General features: G+C 44.5%; 13 protein-coding genes. 7 read left to right on the top strand and 6 right to left on the bottom strand.

The window, feature by feature from the left end; all coding sequences use genetic code 11:
* The first annotated feature begins 222 nt into the window (after nucleotides 1-222).
* A complete protein-coding gene (locus ACDZ28_RS01630) occupies nucleotides 223-1,653 on the top strand; it encodes an exosporium glycoprotein BclB-related protein (protein ID WP_375103878.1) in 1,431 nt (476 codons plus the stop codon).
* Nucleotides 1,654-1,751: 98 nt separating this feature from the next.
* On the opposite strand, the gene ACDZ28_RS01625 is transcribed toward ACDZ28_RS01630, so the two are convergent.
* The 5 genes from ACDZ28_RS01625 to ACDZ28_RS01605 form a co-directional block, all read right to left on the bottom strand.
* Nucleotides 1,752-5,096, bottom strand: coding sequence for an SNF2 helicase associated domain-containing protein (locus tag ACDZ28_RS01625; protein WP_375103877.1), 3,345 nt, complete (start codon nucleotides 5,094-5,096; stop codon nucleotides 1,752-1,754).
* Between the two features lie 82 nt (nucleotides 5,097-5,178).
* Nucleotides 5,179-5,868 carry a TetR/AcrR family transcriptional regulator gene (locus ACDZ28_RS01620; protein ID WP_375103876.1) on the bottom strand — a complete coding sequence of 230 codons (690 nt, stop codon included), beginning with the start codon at nucleotides 5,866-5,868 and terminating at the stop codon, nucleotides 5,179-5,181.
* 58 nt (nucleotides 5,869-5,926) lie between these two features.
* Nucleotides 5,927-6,982 (bottom strand): ABC transporter permease, encoded by a 1,056-nt coding sequence (locus ACDZ28_RS01615; protein ID WP_375103875.1) that lies wholly within the window; start codon nucleotides 6,980-6,982, stop codon nucleotides 5,927-5,929.
* Entirely contained in the window at nucleotides 6,979-7,710 is a 732-nt protein-coding gene (locus ACDZ28_RS01610; RefSeq protein ID WP_375103874.1) for an ABC transporter ATP-binding protein, read from the bottom strand. Before ACDZ28_RS01610 ends, ACDZ28_RS01615 begins: the two co-directional genes overlap by 4 nt.
* Before the next feature lie 262 nt (nucleotides 7,711-7,972).
* Nucleotides 7,973-8,857, bottom strand: coding sequence for an AraC family transcriptional regulator (locus ACDZ28_RS01605; protein WP_341114724.1), 885 nt, complete (start codon nucleotides 8,855-8,857; stop codon nucleotides 7,973-7,975).
* Nucleotides 8,858-8,981: 124 nt separating this feature from the next.
* On the opposite strand from ACDZ28_RS01605, the gene ACDZ28_RS01600 reads away from it, so the two are divergent.
* Together ACDZ28_RS01600 and ACDZ28_RS01595 are read left to right on the top strand one after the other, a co-directional pair.
* Nucleotides 8,982-11,072: an alpha-glucuronidase family glycosyl hydrolase gene (locus ACDZ28_RS01600; RefSeq protein WP_375103873.1), complete on the top strand. Its 2,091-nt coding sequence runs from the start codon at nucleotides 8,982-8,984 to the stop codon at nucleotides 11,070-11,072.
* A gap of 96 nt (nucleotides 11,073-11,168) precedes the next feature.
* Nucleotides 11,169-14,612, top strand: coding sequence for a glycoside hydrolase family 2 TIM barrel-domain containing protein (locus ACDZ28_RS01595; protein ID WP_375103872.1), 3,444 nt, complete (start codon nucleotides 11,169-11,171; stop codon nucleotides 14,610-14,612).
* A 95-nt stretch (nucleotides 14,613-14,707) separates the two neighbouring features.
* Here the strand turns inward: ACDZ28_RS01595 and ACDZ28_RS01590 are convergent, their stop codons facing one another.
* On the bottom strand, nucleotides 14,708-15,361 hold the full coding sequence (locus ACDZ28_RS01590) for a GntR family transcriptional regulator (protein WP_375103871.1): 654 nt from the start codon (nucleotides 15,359-15,361) through the stop codon (nucleotides 14,708-14,710).
* Between the two features lie 186 nt (nucleotides 15,362-15,547).
* Here ACDZ28_RS01590 and uxuA point away from each other — a divergent pair, with 186 nt between their 5' ends.
* The 4 genes from uxuA to ACDZ28_RS01570 all read left to right on the top strand — a co-directional run bounded on the left by uxuA (nucleotide 15,548) and on the right by ACDZ28_RS01570 (nucleotide 20,843).
* Nucleotides 15,548-16,624: a mannonate dehydratase gene (uxuA, locus tag ACDZ28_RS01585; protein WP_375103870.1), complete on the top strand. Its 1,077-nt coding sequence runs from the start codon at nucleotides 15,548-15,550 to the stop codon at nucleotides 16,622-16,624.
* Nucleotides 16,625-18,247 (top strand): mannitol dehydrogenase family protein, encoded by a 1,623-nt coding sequence (locus ACDZ28_RS01580; RefSeq protein ID WP_375103869.1) that lies wholly within the window; start codon nucleotides 16,625-16,627, stop codon nucleotides 18,245-18,247. It abuts the gene before it with no gap.
* Nucleotides 18,248-18,490: 243 nt separating this feature from the next.
* Nucleotides 18,491-19,927: a stalk domain-containing protein gene (locus ACDZ28_RS01575; protein WP_375103868.1), complete on the top strand. Its 1,437-nt coding sequence runs from the start codon at nucleotides 18,491-18,493 to the stop codon at nucleotides 19,925-19,927.
* Between the two features lie 55 nt (nucleotides 19,928-19,982).
* The gene (locus tag ACDZ28_RS01570; protein ID WP_042130657.1) at nucleotides 19,983-20,843 is read left to right on the top strand and encodes a phosphate ABC transporter substrate-binding protein; all 861 of its coding nucleotides are present in this window, start codon (nucleotides 19,983-19,985) and stop codon (nucleotides 20,841-20,843) included.
* The last annotated feature ends 12 nt before the right edge of the window (nucleotides 20,844-20,855 follow it).

The following is a 20,855-nucleotide window of genomic DNA, read 5'->3' as shown; positions in this document are numbered from 1 at the left end:
TAATATGTATAGTAGTAGCTTTTGATGGATGTCCACACCTTAAATCAAGATAAGAATATTACTATTAAGAGCCGGAAATTTCCAACTGAAAAATATAATAGGCTCATTGCTAGCGAATTTAGAGTAGATCGGAGGAATGTTTATAGTAACGCAACTATTTAGAGTTTTTGTAGGACAATCTTTTTGTAGGCAATCTATTTAAAAATAAAAGGAGTTGATAACTTGAGTTATTTATCTACTGGACCTATAGAAAACAATCTGGTAGGCGGAGGAAGACCCACCCAGCTGGTTACTATTAAGCTTGTCAATCAGAGTGATGTTTCTGCGGCTATGATACAAATTCAAGGCTACTATATGAACGGTACAAGAACACTATATGTTAGTGAACTTCATACTGTGGGTCCTAATCAAGTGCTAACGAAAGATTATTATGCAGATTTTGATTCATTCGAATTTTTATTCATAACATCAGCTCAGATAGACGATCCAATTCAAGTCTCAGTTTGGGGAAAAAGCAGCACAGGCCAATTAGTGACTGCCCATCGGCTTGTATACTCTGAATTGTATAGTGAATATATAGGTTATACAGGAGCTACCGGAGAAACCGGTGCCACAGGAGATACGGGGGCGACGGGAAGTACAGGTGCAACGGGAGCGACCGGAAATACAGGTGCAATGGGAGCGACCGGAAATGCAGGCGCAACAGGAGCAACCGGAAATGCAGGCGCAACAGGAGCAACCGGAAATGCAGGCGCAACAGGAGCGACCGGAAATGCAGGCGCAACAGGAGCAACCGGAAATGCAGGCGCAACAGGAGCAACCGGAAGCGCAGGCGCAACAGGAGCAACCGGAAGTGCAGGAGCAACAGGAGCAACAGGAGTCGCAGGTGTAACAGGAGCGACCGGAAGCGCAGGTGTAACAGGAGCGACAGGAAGTGCAGGCACAACAGGAGCAACCGGAGTCGCAGGCGTAACAGGAGCGACAGGAAATGCAGGCGCAACAGGAGCGACCGGAAGTGCAGGCGTAACAGGAGCGACCGGAGTCGCAGGTGTAACAGGAGCAACCGGAGTCGCGGGCGTAACAGGAGCGACCGGAATTGCAGGCGTAACAGGAGCAACAGGAGCTACGGGTTCAGGAGCCATTATTCCATATGCTTCTGGTCTGCCAGCTGTTATGACCACAGTATTGGGAGGTCTTTTGAATACTTCAAGTGCGATTGGTTTTGGTAGCACTGCAACAAATATCGCTATTACAGGTGGCACTATAGATCTTACAGGAGCAGCTGGAACCTTGCTGAACTTTGCGTTCTCAGTTCCTCGAACTGGAACGCTTACTTCTCTAGCAGCCTATTTCAGTACGACAGCTTCCGTTAGTTTAGTTGGTTCTACAGTAACAATCACGGCTCAATTATACAGATCTACTACACCTAACAATACCTTCACAGCAGTACCTGGGGCTTTAGTTACATTAAGTCCTGCTCTTACAGGATTAATTTCTCTTGGATCTATTAGCAGTGGGAATACCACAGGTTTGAGCATTCCTGTAACTGTGGGAGAGCGCTTGTTGTTGGTCTTTACTTCAACGGTAACGGCTGGCCTTGATGTTGCAGCAACCGTTGCAGGCTACGCTAGTGCAGGAGTTACAATCGCATAATCTGATGATGATTATGACGTATTTACTACAGAAAAAGGGATATCCCAAAAGCCATTTGGCTGAAGGATATCCCTTTTTTTCTCCAAACATCATTACACCTAGATCATCAGAATTTCTCGGATGTCTTGTTCTGTCAGAGTAGATAACCCTTCCTGACCTGGCTGAATTACCTCATCGATCAAGTTCCTTTTCTTCTGTTGTAGCTCATACATCTTGTCCTCCACAGTGCCTTGGGTGACGAGCCGAATGACTTGCACTACTTTTTTCTGCCCGATTCGGTGTGCACGATCCGCTGCTTGCTGTTCGACGGCAGGGTTCCACCACAGATCGTATAAGATTACAGTGTCAGCCCCTGTTAAATTGAGTCCGGTTCCGCCAGCCTTTAAAGAGATCAGGAAAATATCCCGCTCTCCTTCATTAAACTTATTACATAAATCTACCCGCTGTGACACAGGCGTTTGACCGTCTAGATAAAAATATGGAATGCCTTGATATCCAAGCTCCCGTCCAATTAGGCCAAGCATTTCTGTGAACTGGGAGAATACTAGCATTCGTTTACCTGAGCTGCGGCATTCCTCGATGATTTCAAGAAGCTGCTCGAACTTGGCGGAGCCTCCTTCATACCCATCTACAAAAAGAGCCGGGTGGCAGCACAGCTGGCGCAGACGGGTGAGTCCCGCAAGGATTTTAATCCGATTATTATTGCCAAAGCTATCTTGTGTAAGATGCTTAAGCGCCTCTTTTTTCAAACGGGCGAGATAAGCGACATATAACTTCTTCTGCTCAGGCAGTAGCTCACAGGCTTGAAGGGACTCGATTTTCTCAGGAAGCTCCTTTAACACATCACTCTTTAAGCGCCGCAGCAAAAAGGGACGTGCCCGTTTAGCAATAACATCTCGCGGTAAATCGTGGAAAGCCTTCTTGCCTGGAAACAGCCCAGGGAATACAGTGCCGAAGATGGACCAAAGATCTTCCAGCGCATTCTCCACAGGAGTCCCAGTAAGTGCAAAACGATGCCGGGCCTGAAGAGCCATCACAGCTTGGGCAGTTTGCGTTGTATGGTTCTTTATGGTTTGCGCTTCATCGAGAATTAGGGTATGAAAAGACTTCTTAGCATACAACTGTACATCTCTGCGAAGCAGCGGGTAAGAGGTGATGATTACATCAGCCTTTGCTGCATTTTTTAAAATTCGACCGCGTTCCGTTAAACTTCCATCTGCAATAACAGCCTTGGTTTCAGGCGTGAATTTTTTGAGTTCATTAAGCCAGTTGTAGGTAAGAGACGCCGGAGCGACAATAAGAGCCGGCAGACCACTCTGACGAATATTTGGAAGCTCAGAGAGCAGAAAAGCGATACTCTGCAACGTTTTTCCAAGACCCATATCATCCGCCAAAATACCGCCAAAACGGTAATGGGCCAATGTTTTCAGCCACTGAAATCCATACTGCTGATAATCCCGAAGCACAGGAACTAGACTTTCTGGTATAGGAAAATCAAGGTTCTCAGGGTTGTGCATATTCGCCAGTAGCCGCCTAAAAGATCTGCCAAGCTTAACGGAGTCACTTTTCTCGTCTGCGGAGGTCAAATGTAAACCACGTACAATCGGCAGAGAAAATGCGGCACCTTTGATCTCACCTTCCCGAATACCCATTTCGTTCATAAAGGTGATGATTTCTTGAAGCTCCTCACTTTCCAGCGGCAGCAACGCCCCTTCGGGCAAGCGGTAGTATTTACGTTTATCCTGAAGTGATTTCAAGACCATCACAATCTCAGATTCGGGAATACCACCCATGTCGAATTTAAAATCAAGCCAGTCGGTTTTCTCATTCCAACTAATGCTCACCTTTGGTGGCGTGGTCCCCGTGAACAATCTATCTTTGACAGCGGTGGTCGCATAGACCGTTAGCAGTGGCTCAAGCAACGGAATCGTATGGTACAAAAAATCGTACTCACCTTCCTCATCCGTCATAATATACCCGCCTTCGGTTTTGGCGAAGGATTCATGCCCCATTAGCTCCAGAATTCGGGCCTCTCCTTCGCCGTCGCGAATAAGAATCAAGTTCGTACCGCGAATATGGGCATTTTCGTCTAAAGGATTGATAATGATGTCACCATACTGAAACTCTAACCCTGCGAGTAGTCTATCTCTCACACGGTCCAGATAAAGCCTCGCTGTAAGCTTGTGTTGTACAATTCGATCAGCAATGGAGTCGGCGATATGCACGTTGCCCAGTTTTTTCAGTCCAGGAATAACCTTGTCCATAAAAGGCTCCATTTGCTCAGGTGCGATATCGATGCCATCTCGCCGGGAAGATTCCAGCATTTTCTTCATCTCAGATAGGCGCATGCATTCCTGAGGGGATAGCTTCAACAGCTTCCCTTCAGACAGCACGAGTCCATAGTCTTCCAGAACTGAGATCTGCTCCAGTCCTTGAATATCCAGATGGTATCCTTCGCCTTCGGCTTGCTCGAATGCAAAGCTAAGAGGCGGTGCTTCATTAGACATATGAATGCCTTCGTGTAGTATCTCTCCTTGTTGCAGATAAACCGATGAAACCTCTGAAAGCGCAGGCTGAAGCGTCTCCCAGAAAAAAGGAGGGACAGCCAGCAGGCGATCTCCTCCCAGGTTACCACCATATGGAGAGTAGTTAGTGACGTTGTCACGATACATTTTTTCATTTAAGACAATTTCAATCAGCTTCTGAAGAACGATGTTATCTTCCTTCCGAAAGCTGTGAATGGCAGGATCATAGATGAAATGCTTAGAGAACTCGAAGGTTTCTCCACGGTGAATGCGTTCCAGAAAACCTCTTATTTTATGAACGACATATAGACGTTTCAAGCCGACTTTTATTTCTATCCCCAGCATGGTAGCGGTGTAGCTGTAAGTGAATGGCTTGCAGATGAACTCTACATTTAATGGGATTCTATTGTCCACAAAAGCTCCAGTACCACTCGGACGCGGTTTATGGTTGCTGAACATGCCTAACAGGCTGCTCACCAGATGCTGATCTCTGGAATTTCCTCCTATGTCTCGCGTAGAATCCGTAACAATACGTGGGGTTAAGACCCCAGTATCTTCTATAGAAGAAAGACGGGAAGCCCCGGAAGGCTCCTCTTGTTCTCCGGTAGACTCAAGGGCATCAATGCTGATCAATACAGCAGCGATATGTTTGCAGAAAGGCCCCCCATGTGAGTAAGCGGGACAAGTACACTCTGCCGATACATCACCATCGATATCAATGACAACCATGACTTCGTAGCCAATGCCCCCTTGAACGAGCGCTTCATAACGAGATCTGGGCAGATCTGGGATGGATTCATTTCGTTCTTCAATATCAAGGATATCGACGCTTCCAGACTGGTGATAAGCCAATCCTTTTTCAAAAATAGACTTGCCGCACAGCAGCTTAATTACCCGTTCTGTTACACTAAAGCCCATAACATAATTCCTTCCTCGTAACTTGTTCTTCGAAAAGTCCGATTATTATATAGTTCTTATGATAACAGAACGGGCGTGCGCATCAAATAGGAGCCGCGGCTCTACCAATCCCATGCATAATAAAATGGATCGTCAGGTTAATCTCTTCTTCGTCGTTCCAGTCCTTCTCTGGCTGTAGAAGCAGGCGATTAATCACATACCCTACAACGGATGAAATAGTGAAGCGTAGAATAGCGGGTGCAGGTAATTCAATGACTTCGCCTTTTGCCTTGAAATGTTCAACAATTTCGATGAAACGTTCCAGCACTTTACTCAGAATATTCTCCGTGAATTGCTCTTTGAGCTTTGGCTGGAAAGGGATCTCCTGAATTAGGATCTTTAGAATTTTATAATTCTTGCGGGCAAACTCCAACCGATTACTGATGAATGATCGCAGGAATTCTTCAAAACTGTCAAAGGGTACGTCAAGTACCCCATTGAAATTTCGTAGCACAAAAGGGGCGAGCATACGACTCATGGTGGGAGCTACGATGGACAGGAGTAAATCTTTTTTGGTTTTGTAATATCGGAAAATCGTTCCCTCTGCTACGCCTGCCTTTTGAGCAATCACACTAGTCGCTGTAGCAGCGTATCCTTTTTCGGAAAACACCTCAATCGCCGCATGCAAAATGGAAATCTGCTTCGGTGTCAGTTTATCGTCTTCACTTCTGGCCAGCAGCTCTTCAATCCACTGCTCTTCTATATTTTGATCCGCAGAATCGTGTTCCTTCATTACATTTATCCTCCAAACTTGGTTCATTCCGTTTAACCGATGAAAGATCTTAGTGAGGCTACATTTTCCGGTGTTTGCGCAGCGCCAATACATTCAGAATCATGAACAATAGTGAGAATCCGATCAGCACATAGACATCCAAAGCGATGGAGTTCCATCCTTTGCCACGGATCATGATGTTCATAAGCGCTTCTGATCCATAATAAATCGGGGTCGCGTAGCCGATGCGCTGTAGCCACAGTGGTAGGGTGTCGAGTGGGAACAGTCCGCTGAGGAAAACTTGTGGCACGATAATGAGTGGAATGAATTGAATCATCTGTAGCTCGTTAGCTGCAAAAGCAGATAGTAACGTGCCCAGTGTCAAAGCTGTCATCGACAGGAGTAAGGTGATCAGCATTACGTAACCAAAGCTTCCCGTCATCATAATGCCAAGAATCTGAATGGAGAACCATGAGATCAACAGCGCTTGGAATACGGTGAAAATGCCGAAACCACATACATACCCGAGTACAATCTCCCATCTTTTTAAAGGAGTGGAAAGCAAACGTTCAAGGGTGCCTGTAGTCCGCTCTCGCAGGAAAGAAACACCGGCAATCAGGAATACGAAAAAGAAAACAAATACACCAATCATAATCGGACCGAAGCGGTCGATCGTCTTCATATTCTCAGAACCGTATAGGTAGCTGATCTGGGGCTGTAATTGTAATGGTGTCTCTGTACTAGGAAGAAGCTTCTGAGATAGCTGTTGAAGCGTCATAATTACCGCCTTGTTGGCCGTTGGATTGCTGCCTTCTAACAACACTTGGGGCATGCCTAGTGATTCTCCGGCCTTTCCGTCCAAAGTGATCAAAGCGTCAATCTTTCCTTCTACTAGAGCGTCTTTTCCTAACTCTGCGCTGGCATAATCTTGGATTGTGACCTGTTGTTCTTTTAACGCAGCTGAGATACTTAATGGCACTTCGGATATTCCGATTGTTGGCTCATAGGCATCACCGTTAAATACCAAGCTCATTAAGCTTAGAACGAGGAGCGGTGCGATGAACATTAAGGCCATCGTTCTTTTATCATGAATAAATTGTCGCAAAATCCGTAAGGTGATCGCTCGGATTCTCATGAACGGACACCCCCATAATATAGAAAGGCTTCTTCAATAGAAGTTGAGCCAGTGGCTTGAAGCAGTCCGGCAGGTGTGTCGGCGGCAAGCAGCTTGCCATCACGGATCATTCCGAGGCGATCACATTTCTCTGCTTCGTCCATGACATGCGTAGTGAGTACAATCGTGGTGCCTTTCTGGTTCAGGGCTTTTAATTCTTTCCATATAGATAAACGCAGTACAGGATCGATGCCAACGGTAGGTTCATCAAGAATAAGCAGCGGAGGCTCATGGAGCAGCGCAATCGCCAGGGATAAGCGGCGCTTCATTCCGCCAGAGTATTGATCTACTCTTTTGCGCAGATGCTCTTGCAGATCCACCAGTTCCATAACAGCTTTGATACGTTTGCCGCGCTCCGCACCTTTAAGTCCATATAGCGCAGCGAAGAACTCCAGATTTTCTTTTGCGCTGAGTTCCGTATATAGGGCATCGGATTGAGCCATGTATCCAATTTGCTGCAGGATGGATAGCTTAGGCATGGTGACACCAAGCACCTTTACCTCGCCTGAGGTCACCACGTCGATACCTGTTAACAGCTTCACTAGCGTTGTTTTTCCGGAGCCAGATGGGCCTAGTATACCGAAGGTTTCTGCACGTTCGACTTGAAGCGAAATATCCTCGAGAACCTGTTTGTCTCCAAAGGCTTTTCTGACACGGCTCACTGAAATGACTGGAAATTCCGGACCCATATTCATCTCCTCGATTCTGAATAGTCTGGGATACTGAATGGTGTTACAGAGTGCTCTCCAACACGATAATGAGTGAGCGCTCGCTCATTATTGTGCTCCGGAATCCAGTAAATGTAAAGTATTCAATTTTTGGCTGAAAGCTGCTTAAAATCAGGTATAAATCGCAAAGTAGCGGCATTTTTACACAAGATGTGAATACTTGTTCACGAACCGGCTTGATATGATGTTAACTAGGAATGAGGCAGATGGAATATTCAACAACCTAATGATGGATATACCATTGCTTCCGAAATCGATTAGGCGTTGTGCCGAAATGAGTTTTGAACAATTTGCAGAAATGAGAGCAATTCGTGATTCCGACTTCCTCGGCGATGTGCGCGACTGTGTATTCGCTTGAAGTCAGAAGATGAACCGCTTCTTGCATTCTTTTTACCGTTAAATAATTGGAGATACTGCTGCCTGTACATTCTTTGAATAAGTGGGATAAATGATGGGGTGAAAGATGCAGATCCTTGCTCATTTGATCCAGCCGCAAAGGTTCCTTGTAATGCAACTGCAGCCATTCCATGATACTTTCTGCCTGATGTGGTTTGCGGAGCAGTTGTTCCCTGGAGGTCGTCTGATGCTGTGTATCCCATAACGGCTTTAAAGTATGTAGGAACGTGATGAGAAACAACGAAACCTCCTCAAGGAAATCATTTTTGTGCAAAGTTGGAAGCGCTTCATCCAGATCTTTCAGAAGAGCCGTCAGGGATTGAAGGTCCTGCTGTTCATACCATCGAGGTGAGGCCAAATCGCCACTATGAATATGATTAAAAAACTTTTGCAGGATAGGCCACTTCTCAAAATAAGCTTTAAATAGGCTAGGCTCATAATGCACGATCGAACGCACGAAAGGAATCGCCTCATTAATTTCAATTTGAATATGATGCAGTTGGTAAGGCTGGAAAATACAGATCATCCCTGGTTTTATTTCATAACTATTCTGATCAATAATCAGCGTACCTTTACCTTCATGAACAATAAGAATTTCAACACCTTGATGGGCATGGAATGTTCCTTGATAGTCATCTGTATTTGTACTAGTTCTTTTATATACAAAATAGAGATGGAACGGTTGTAAGTCCTGCTGCGCATGGTACGTCACATTCGTGTTCCTCCTATATAGTAGGGATGCGGTTAATCTATCGTTTACAAAAGTATAAGAGAACCATTGCATAGCTAGCAACATTTGGGCATAAAAGTCTTACACTAATGGAGGACACCGAATTATGGCAAAGAAAAAAACAGAATTACATAACGCAGGGTATAAAGCTTGGCTCGAATATCCTAATATCCAATCGAGCGCCATAAGAGAGCGCTATGCTTCATGGTGTTATAACATCTTGACCTCCAATCAGGAACACCCAGTGATCAAAAGTGCTGTGCAAGAACTAACACGCGGCATACAAGGAATGCTTAATATCGATGCTATCATTACTCAGTCTCAGGATATAGCTGAGCAAGCTTGTATTGCAATCGGTACGTTTGACAGTCATCATCCACTTCTTACGCATACCTTCAGCGAAGCTGAGAGGACAGAGGTTGGGCTTGAAGGATATGTCATTCGAACAAATGTGGAGAAGAATTGCATTGGAATCGGTGCCGCAACACCTGTTGGATTACTGTACGGCGTATTTGCATTCTTACGCTTACTTGGAACGGGTCAATCTATTGAAGCGTTGGACGTGTTGGATCATCCGGTAAATACGCTCCGCATGATGAATCAATGGGATAATATCGATGGAAGCATCGAACGTGGTTACGCAGGGAAGTCGATATTCTACGCGGGCAACGAAATCACTAAGGACTTTGATCGTTTGCAAGATTATGCGAGAATGCTCGCTTCGATAGGGATCAATGCGATTGCTATAAACAATGTCAATGTACATCGGTTTGAGACGATGTTTATTACGGACCGCTATCTTCCAGACATCGCGAGGGTTGCAGATATCTTCCGTAACTACGGTGTGAAGCTGTTCCTAAGTATTAACTATGCTAGTCCGATCGAACTCGGGGGATTGAATACTGCGGACCCATTAGATCCTGAGGTTCGCCAATGGTGGAAGGCTAAGGCTATAGAAATCTATAAAGAGATTCCAGACTTCGGTGGTTTCCTCGTAAAAGCAGATTCAGAGAATCGTCCAGGTCCGTTTACTTATGATCGTGATCATGCAGAGGGTTCAAATATGCTAGCTGAAGCTTTATTGCCTTTCGGGGGAATCGTCATCTGGCGCTGCTTCGTCTACAATTGCAAGCAGGATTGGCGGGATCGTTCTACCGATCGCGCACGTGCGGCATATGATCATTTTAAACCGCTGGATGTCCGATTCATGGAGAATGTTATTTTACAGGTGAAGAATGGTCCAATGGATTTCCAAGTGCGAGAAGGCGTATCTCCGTTGTTCGGTGCTATGAAGCACACGAATATGATGATTGAATTTCAGATTACGCAGGAATATACAGGCCAACAGCGTCATGTCTGCTACCTCGTCCCTCAATGGAAGGAAGTTCTTGATTTTAATACGTACGCAACAGATTCGGAGTCATCGGTAAAGCGGGTTGTTGATGGATCCATGTATGGTAATAGATATAGCGGCTTCGCGGCTGTTTCGAATATTGGCAATGACCATAACTGGACAGGGCATTTGTTAGCACAGGCCAATCTGTATGGTTACGGTCGACTCGCTTGGAATCCGGAATTAAGTGCAGAGCAAATTGCGAAGGAATGGATAATGCTCACTTTCAGTGCAGAGGATGAGCAGTTAATCGATACTATTCGTGAGATCTTGCTAACCTCTTGGCATATCTATGAATCTTATACTTCGCCGCTTGGGGTAGGTTGGATGGTTAATCCGGATCACCATTACGGTCCAAATGTGGATGGATATGAGTATTCGAAATGGGGAACGTATCATTTTGCGGACCTACAAGGCATTGGCGTAGACCGGACAATGAAGACAGGTACAGGATATGTCGGTCAGTATCAAGGCGCGAATGTAGATCTGTATGAATCTGTAACTACATGTCCGGATGAGCTATTGCTGTTCTTCCATCATGTCCCGTATACGCATACGCTTCATTCTGGTAAAACCGTCATAGAGCATATTTATGATTCGCATTTTGAAGGTGTGGAACAGGCAGATCAACTGAAAGAGATGTGGCAATCTCTTGAGGGGAAAATAGACGATAGCAGACACGGGCAGGTGGCAGACCGTCTGCATGAACAGGCACTGCATGCTCGCGAGTGGAGAGATATCATCAATACGTATTTTTATCGAAAAAGCGGTATCCCAGACCGGCTTCAACGCAAAATATACTAAATATTAACATTAGGAGGAGTGTGTCCAGTAGGGCCACTCCTTCTAATGTTCCCTCTCTTTGTTTCATACTCCTACGAGAAGAAAGGAAGATACATATTGAATCATAAAAGATTGTTTAATGAAGGCTGGGAATTTGCTAAGAGCACCTTAGAAGTGACGGATGGAGAATTCTTGGATTTTCATACCGTAGATCTCCCTCATGATTGGTTGATTTATAATACTTTAGACTTGTATGAGGATAGCATTGGCTGGTATCGAAAGCGTTTTATAAAGGAGAAGGACGATAAGCAGAGATTGTTATGCTTTGATGGTATTTATATGGACTCGGCGATTTATGTGAATCATCAATGGGTAGGAGAGTGGAAATACGGGTATTCTTCCTTTGAATACGAGATTACAGATTTGCTCATAGACGGGGAAAATGAAATTCTAGTGAAGGTCGTGCACCAGAGTCCGAATAGTAGATGGTATTCAGGAGCGGGGATCTATCGGAATGTATGGCTCAAGACAAGAGATTCCAGTCACATCGTGACAGATGGGATTTATATTCATACGGTACAAGAGGATAGCGAGTGGCGAGTGGAGGTCGATACCGATGTGAACTTCACGGAAGAGATGCGGCTTTCGCAAACCATTCTACATCAGGACCGAGTGATAAAGACCTGTGTAGAAAAGCTCTCAGCTGGAGAACAAACACAAGCTCCCTCTCGTGTAAGTCAGGTGCTATCTGTAGATACGCCTTTATTATGGAGCACGGATGAGCCGCATTTATATCAGCTGAAAACGGAATTGCAATATATGGCATCTGATCAGGGTTCTGAAGAAGTGTGGAGAACCATTGAGGTAGTAACACAGCGTATAGGCTTTCGAACGATAGTACTGGATCCGCAAGAGGGAATGCTCCTTAATGGTTTGAAAATTAAGCTTAACGGAGTTTGCGAGCATCATGATCTTGGAGCATTGGGTTCGGCGTTTAATACAGCAGCCTTGCGAAGAAGACTTAAGATCTTAAAGGACATGGGTGTGAATGCGATACGCACCGCTCATAATATGCCTGCTGCAGAGCTTATGGACTTAGCGGATGAAATGGGGCTGCTTGTGGTTTCGGAAGCCTTTGATATGTGGGAACGATCGAAGACTTCATATGATTATGCAAGGTTTTTCAAGGACTGGGCCTTAAGAGATGTGTGTAGCTGGGTCATGCGAGATCGTAACCATCCAAGCTTGCTGATGTGGAGTATTGGCAATGAAATTTATGATACACATGCAGATGAACGAGGCCAAGAAATAACGAGTATGCTGATGGAAGCCGTTCTTCATTATGATCCAAGAGGCAACGGAAAAGTGACCATTGGATCGAACTATATGCCATGGGAGAATGCTCAGAAATGTGCGGACATCGTAAAGGTGGCAGGCTACAATTATGCGGAAAAATATTACCATCAGCATCACGCAGAGCATCCTGACTGGATCATCTATGGCAGTGAGACCGCCTCTATTGTGCAGAGTAGGGGAATATATCACTTCCCATTCGAGCAATCCATCTTGGCTGACGACGATGAGCAATGCTCTGCGCTAGGCAATAGCTCTACAAGCTGGGGAGCGAAGTCAGCAGAAGCGTGTATTATTGCGGAGCGAGATGCGGCGTTCTCATTAGGTCAATTCATATGGACCGGCTTTGACTATATTGGTGAACCTACACCGTATCATACGAAGAACTCGTACTTCGGGCAGATGGATACAGCGACCTTTAAGAAGGATTCTTATTATATCTATCAATCGGCTTGGACGAATTACAAGAGCAATCCGATGGTGCATATTCTCACCTATTGGGATTTTAATCCAGGCCAGATGATCGATGTTCGAGTCTGCTCGAATGCGCCGAAGATAGAATTGCAGTTCAATGGTGAGACTGTAGGGACCTATGATATCGACCATGAACATGGGACGCAGTTAGCTGGCTGGTGGAAGATTCCTTATGAACCAGGCGAGCTTAAAGCCATCGCTTATGATGAAGCTGGCCAAATCATTGCAGTAGACTTCAGAGAATCGTTTGGTGATGTGAGTCGAATCTGCTTAAAGGCGGATAAGGATACGCTTCTTGCGGACGGTACAGATTTAATCTTCGTCGAAATTACGATGGAGGATGAGATGGGTCATACCGTTGAGAATGCCAACAATCGCGTACAAGTCCAGGTGAGCGGAGCAGGGCGGTTAATCGGTTTAGATAATGGAGATAGCACGGACTATGATCCTTACAAAGGAACGAGTAGACGTTTGTTTAGCGGCAAGTTAATGGCGATTGTGGCTGCCAGCTTAGAGGCTGGAACGATTACAGTTGAGGTTACTTCGGGAGGTGTAGAAGGCAGTAAGCTACAGCTTCAATCACTCCCTGTGCCAGATCGTAAAGTAGGTATTTCGGCAAACACAAGAAATTTAGATATGCCATGTGTGCTGGGGAATGAAGAAGAAATTCCTTTACGGAAAATAGAGATTGTAAGTCATTCTGGGCAACAGTTCAATGAATCTAGAAGAGAAATGATCGTTAGCGCAAACCTCTACCCTGTAGATACTTCTTATTCTGAAGTGGCATGGAGCATTGTAAATGACGCTGGGATCGAGTCTAATTTAGCCCGGATCGAATCGTTTGGAAAAGAAGCCAAAATCACGGCATTAGGAGATGGGAATTTCCGCGTTCGCTGTATGAGTAAGAACGGTACGGATAAGACAAAGCTGATTTCACAGTTGGAATTTACGGCGAGCGGTCTGGGAACGGCCTTTAAGGATCCGTATGGATTCATTTCTGGTGGATTATATGACGAGTTTAAAGGCGAAGTCGGAAACGGAAATGAACGAGGCGTAGCTACGAGTCGAGATGGTGAGACGCAGGTTGCCTATCGTGAGATTGACTTTGGACCTTACGGCTCGGATTTGATAACGATTCCCCTATTCGCATTGTCTAACGAAGCCTACGAGCTCCAGATTTGGGAAGGCATGCCGGACGAAGAGAACAGTGAACTTTTGGCAGACGTTATTTATCAGAAGGAATCACAATGGAATGTTTATCAGGAGGCAACCTATCGATTATCCAAGAGACTCACTGGCATCAGCTCTATTTGTTTCGTATTGCAGAAGAAGGTGCATATTAAAGGCTTTTCATTTGTGAAAAAGAATCGAGCGTTCGAGCAGAACCATGCTGTAGATTGCGATCGTATTTACGGTGACACATTTACCATCGCTGAACAGGGCGTTGAAGGAATCGGGAATAACGTATCCCTTGTGTTCGAGCAGATGGACTTTATCACGGAAGGTGCTTCAAGGCTTGTTATTTGCGGAAGATCACCGATCGATAAAAATACCATTCATATTCGCTTCGAAGAGGGTGAAGAGTCTAACCATCAACTGATCGAATTTACACAATCAGATGGATATGTAGAGCGAGTATTTGAGTTGGAGAAAGTGACAGGAGAGCAGAAAGTAACGTTTATCTTCTTGCCTGGAAGTCAGTTCGATTTCGGGTGGTTCCGATTTGAAAGATAGTTTGTCATTTTAACTACAATGATAAATGAAAAAAGGACCGTGGCTGCATGAGGCGGTCCTTTTGTTATTAAGTAGGCTCTGTTAATACGCGTGTATTACGTTTTGATATAATCCGCAAAATTCTCCAGCAAGTATAAGGAGTTCATATCTTCACGCAAATGATGCTGGACTAATGCATCCACTTTATCCGTTTCATGGTTTGTCATACAATCCAGGATCATGTGATGCTCCCTTAAAATTTTCTCCAGCTTTTCTTGCTTTAGAGTATGCAGACGGCGGTATCTTTCATAATGCACATGGGAGAACTTAATTTGTTCCCACAAAAATTCATGTCCTGCTAAAGAGAATAACGTCTTATGAAAGGCGTCATCCAAGGCAAGAAAGTGCTCAAATGCATGTTCTTGATGGATGGCGTTTTTTTGCTCTTCCAGATTCTTCTGAAGTTCCATAATTCCTTTAAGAGTAAGGCTGCCGGATAGACCTTTGATAATATCTTTTTCCAAAACACTTCTTAAATAGATCATCTGCTCAACCGATTCCAAATCAATGTACGAAACAAGATTCCCTTTTTTCGGATACACATCAATATAGGACTCGAGGGATAGCTGCTTAAGTACATCGCGCAATGGTGTTCTGGATATCTGAAACCGTTCGGACAACACGGTCTCACTCAGAATGGTTCCAGGCTTTAGCGTTAGATTAAGGATTTCGCGCTTCAATAGGTTCAAAATATCATTTTTGGTGGACATGAGTTACGTCTCCATTGCCATTGAATTTGTAATTAAGATTCATTATATATTCATTTTAACTTGTATACAAGTTTTTATTAGATGTATTAAAGTTATTGACAAAATCCAATGTTTAACTCTAATATTTGAGTATAATTTCTTGTATACAAGATCTCGACATATGAAATTATAGGAGGTTTTATCCAGATGAACATGACATGGAGATGGTATGGAGAAGGCAATGACAACATTACGCTTGATCATATCCGGCAAATTCCGGGGGTAATGGGCATTGTCTGGTCACTACATCATAAGGTAGCGGGCGAAGTATGGGAAATGGATGAAATTCAAAAGGTTGCGGATCAAATTACGGGCAAAGGGTTTAGCACTGCCGTAGTAGAGAGTGTGAATGTCCATGATGATATCAAAATTGGACTCCCGACGCGTGATAAATATATCGATATTTACATAGATACCATCCGGAAGTTAGCCAAGGTCGGTACTAAAGTGATCTGTTACAACTTTATGCCGATCTTTGACTGGACTCGGACGGAGCTGTACAAGGAATTGCCGGATGGCTCAAATGCTCTTTTTTATGAAAATGCAGCCGTTAATGATAACCCTCGCGACATGGTGAATCGTATTCTGGAGGGGGCTGGCGAATTTACGATGCCTGGCTGGGAGCCGGAGCGTCTGGCGAAGCTTGATGAGCTTTTCGCCGCTTATGCAGATGTAACGGAAGAGAAGCTGTTCGAGAATTTGATCTATTTTTTGAAGCGAATTATTCCGGTCTGTGAGGAAGTGGATATCAAAATGGCGATCCATCCCGATGATCCCGCGTGGCCGATCTTTGGTTTGCCCCGCATCGTCCGCAGCCGCGATACGATTCGCCGTTTACTCGATGCAGTAGATAGTCCGTATAATGGATTAACCTTTTGTACAGGATCGCTCGGGACGAATCCGAAGAATGATCTGCCAGCGATGATTCGGGAATTCTGTAATCGTATTCATTTTGCTCATATTCGAAATGTTAAGGTTTTTGAGAACGGCGATTTTATTGAGGTCTCTCATCGTGGACGGGATGGCAGTGTGGATGTAGCAGAGGTTGTCAAAGCATATCATGAGAACGGATTTACGGGATATGTGCGCCCAGATCATGGTCGTCACTTATGGGGAGAAGAGAAGACTTGCCGCCCAGGATACGGGCTGTACGATAGAGCGATGGGGATCATGTATTTACTTGGTGTGTGGGATAGTCTAGAAAATACGACGGGGGTGAAGTGAATGCTGCTCCTGACAAGAGAGTGTATTCAATCATGTGCAGAGGCGTGGAAGGACGCTGACGTGGAGCTTCCTCAGTTTGATTATGAGCAGGTGGCGAAGAATACACGTGTTAGGCCGGAATGGGTTCATTTTGGAGCGGGTAATATTTTTCGTGGATTTGTTGCAAATGCTCACCAGAAGCTGTTGGAGCTTGGAAAAGCAGATACAGGTATTATCGCCGCTACCTCCTCAGACTACGAGCTGATTGACAAGATTTATAAACCGTATGATCATTTAACACTTCTCGTATTAATGAATGCGAATGGCGAGTTTACGAAAAAGGTCATCAGCAGCATTACCGAGGCTGTAATGGCGAACACAAATCGAGCGGAGGATTACTGCCGTCTGGTTGAAATTTTTGAGAATCCGAGCCTGCAGATGGCCAGCTTCACCATTACAGAGAAAGGCTACACTTTAACAGATGCTAATGGAAAGTACCTTGATATTGTGAAAAAAGATATGGAGCAAGGGCCGGAGCAGCCTTCCCACAGCATGAGTGTGATCGCTTCACTTGCTTACCGTCGTTATCTTAAAGGGCAGTATCCGATGACTTTTGTTAGTATGGATAACTGTTCACACAACGGGGATATGCTGAAGAATAGCGTGATTACAATCGCCAAGGCATGGGCTGTAAAAGGACTTGTGGAGGATGAATTCGTAGTGTATCTCGAAGACGAGAGTCGGATAACATTCCCTTTGTCGATGATTGATAAAATCACACCTCGTCCGTCCGAGGCTGTACGTAATGCCTTACAGGAGCAAGGGATTGGCGGTATGGACATACTTATTACCTCGAGAAACGCTCATACCGCACCTTTCGTTAACGCAGAAGTTAGTGAATATCTGGTTATTGAGGATAAGTTTACGAATGGGCGACCTTTATTAGAAGAAGCGGGCATTATATTCACTGATCGTGAGACCGTGAACCGAGTTGAAACGATGAAGGTTACGACCTGTCTGAATCCCTTACATACTGCCTTAGCGGTTACTGGCTGTCTACTAGGCTACACGCAGATTTCCGATGAGATGCAGGATCAGACCCTACGTTCATTAGTCGAGAGGATTGGGTACAAGGAAGGATTGCCTGTAGTTGTAGATCCTATCATTTTAGGACCACAGCAATTCTTGGATGAAGTGCTGCAAGAGCGACTCACGAATCCATATATTCCGGACACCCCGCAGCGAATTGCGACAGATACGTCGCAGAAGGTGGGCATTCGTTATGGGGAAACGATCAAATCCTATGTACTACGAGAAGATCTTAATCCAGCTGACTTGACGGCGATTCCATTAGCCCTTGCTGCATGGTGCCGCTATTTGATCGGAGTGGATGATGAAGGGAATTCATTTAAGCTAAGTCCCGATCCTCTAATGGAGTCACTTCAAGCACATCTGCAGGGAGTGACTTTGGGAGATTCGAACTCTAATGTGCACGAGATTTTAGATAATCAGAAGATCTTTGGTGTACCTTTATATGAAATCGGTCTGGGTAGCAAGATTGAAAGTTACTTCTATGAGATGCTCAAAGGCCCAGGAGCTGTACGGAGAACGTTGGAAAGGCATTTAAATGAAGAGTTAGTGTAGATCACATTTACAAAAAACCTCATGGAGTAAAGCTACTGCACCCCGCAGAGCAATACTCTATGAGGTTTTTTGGTGTCTAGTCCATTTGGTTTATCTAGATAGTGCAGTCTATTACGCTAATATACCTACTTTTTCAAAAAAATAATTATAGTTAATATTTCCATAACATTCCTCTGCAACAGAGTTGACAATTGTAGACGAAAATGACATTAGCAGTTACCTATACGAAAAGGGTGAATCTAATTGAAAAACAGTAAATGGATTAGCGCAACGTTGGCTTCAGCACTTCTTGCAACAGTAGGCGTTGGGAGTGTATCTGCAGCTAGCATCGGCAGTAATGTAAAATCTGTAGCTACCAATCAAGCCGCTGCAAAAACAGCAGTTAAAGAAGGTACAGCTACTTGGAATGTAAACGGTACGCCGATTGTGTTTAACACCATTAATAGTAGTGGTTACAAGCTGTACGCTCTGAATCAGGTAGCTGGTGAAATTGGAGCTAAGTTAGTACTTGGAGCTGGCGGGTTTGAACTTAATGACAGCAAAGGATTACATAATGTCCAACTCAAAACAGGCTCAAAGAGCTATCAAGTAGATGGTAATACTGATACGTTCACCGTTGCTCCAGTATTTTATAACGGTAAAACCTATGTGGAGCTTACTAAGTTAGTTTATGCATTAGGCGGAGAGCTGGATGCTGATGCCAGCACGATTTTAAGCTTTGCTCGTCCTGAAGGATTGTTTGATACTTTACACTGGACAGCAGCTGGAAATCTGATTGCGAACAAAAGTGATGCTGAAACTGCTCAACTTATCAAATTCAGCACTGAACCAGGTAACTACGAAGTATTTTCATCAAATGACAGTGCAGTGGATTTCTCGGTATCGCCGGATGGACAGTGGGGAGCTTTCAACGATGAGACTGGTTTGTTAAATCTGATTAACCTGTCGAGCGGAGCTACTAAGATACTGGGTACTGATAATAGCGTAAAAACAGATCTGGTATGGTCTAACGATGGTAAAAGCATTTACTTCATCCAAGGAGACAAGCAAGAAAAAATTGCAAAAGTCTCAGTAGAAACTGGTGATGTAAAATCCGTATTGGCGGACAAAGTTGAAAATAAATCCGAACTGCGCATTTCCACTGACGAAAAGAGTGCCGTTTATATCGTTAACTTGACGGGTGTTGCTAAGAACGATGCGGACAGCACAGAAGATTCTCTTACTGTAGACTTCAGCTCTGCTGGAGAGCAGCTTTACAAGCTAGACCTGGCTACAAAAGATGCTAAACCAGTTGCACTGACAACTACACCGGATAACAAGCTGTACCCTGAAATTTCTGCTGATGGCAGCGTAGTTTACCTGAGCGCAGATGCTGAAGGTAACGCAGCTAACACATTGAAGGTTGTAAAAGCAGACGGAACAAGCAGCAAAATTGCACTTGATGTAGAAGTAACTTGGTCTACTGGCGTTAAGAACGGCTTGGTTGTGGCAGGTTCAGCGGCAGATGGAAGCACAGTAGTTTATTCCATTGATAACAATGGTGCTAAGACTGAGCTGTTCCGCTCCACTGAAGATGTATCTGAAGTAGCAGTTTCGAATGATGGAAGTAAGCTTGCTATCGTAAGTGACGGCGGTGTATGGGTAGTTCAAGGCGGTAAAGCGTTGCAACTGTCGAAATAATAAATATCCCCAATCATATTTTAACGGCGTAGAGCCGAGAGGAGAAATAATACAAATGAAGATTTTCAAAAAGCTAACAGTAACGGCTCTAACGGCTGTAATTGCGGTAACCGCATCTTTCGCAGGGGTTGCAGCAGCAGCTGATTCACTAAAAGGTAAGATCACAGTTAACGGTTCGACCGCACTTCTTCCATTGACGCTTCAAGCGGCAAAAGAATTCCAAAAGCTGCACCCTAAAGTAAAAATCGCAGCATCAGGTAAAGGTTCAGTAACTGGACCTCAAGCTGTTAAAAAAGGCATCGCCGATATCGGCGCTTGCGACTGGGATGCTAGCATCGACGTACCAGGCTTCAAAGCTTTTGACGGCCAAGTTGCGAACAAAGTAGCTGTTATTCCTTTTGCTACAATCGTGAATAAAAATGTTGGCGTAGATAACCTTACAACTGAACAACTTAAAGGCATTTTCGCAGGCAAAATCACGAACTGGAAAGAAGTAGGCGGTTCTGATGCTGATATCGTAGTTATCACTCGCTCTTTCGGTTCCGGTACACGCGTTAACTATCAAGCTAAAGCTTTGGATGGCGGAGAAATCGTTAAAAAAGCTAAGAACTACAAAGAAACTGGTTCTTCCGGTGACATGAAAACAGCAGTAGGCACAACTCCTAACTCTATCGGTTATATCGACCTTGTATATGTAAGTGGCGACGTAAAAGCTGTTAAACACAACGGTGTAGCTGCTACTACAGACAACGTAATCAATGGATCTTATAAGATCTGGGCTTACGGTTACTACATGACTAAGGGCCAACCTACTGGCGCAACAAAAGAATTTATCGAATACGTACAAAGCAAGAAGTTCCAACAAGGTTCCCTGAAAAAGCTTAAATTCATTCCGATCGCAGCAATGAAGGGCTAATATCATCTAAAG

It is taken from the genome of Paenibacillus sp. RS8, assembly GCF_041956825.1.
Lineage (GTDB): Bacteria > Bacillota > Bacilli > Paenibacillales > Paenibacillaceae > Paenibacillus_AQ.
This window is presented reverse-complemented; position numbering and strand designations above follow the sequence as displayed.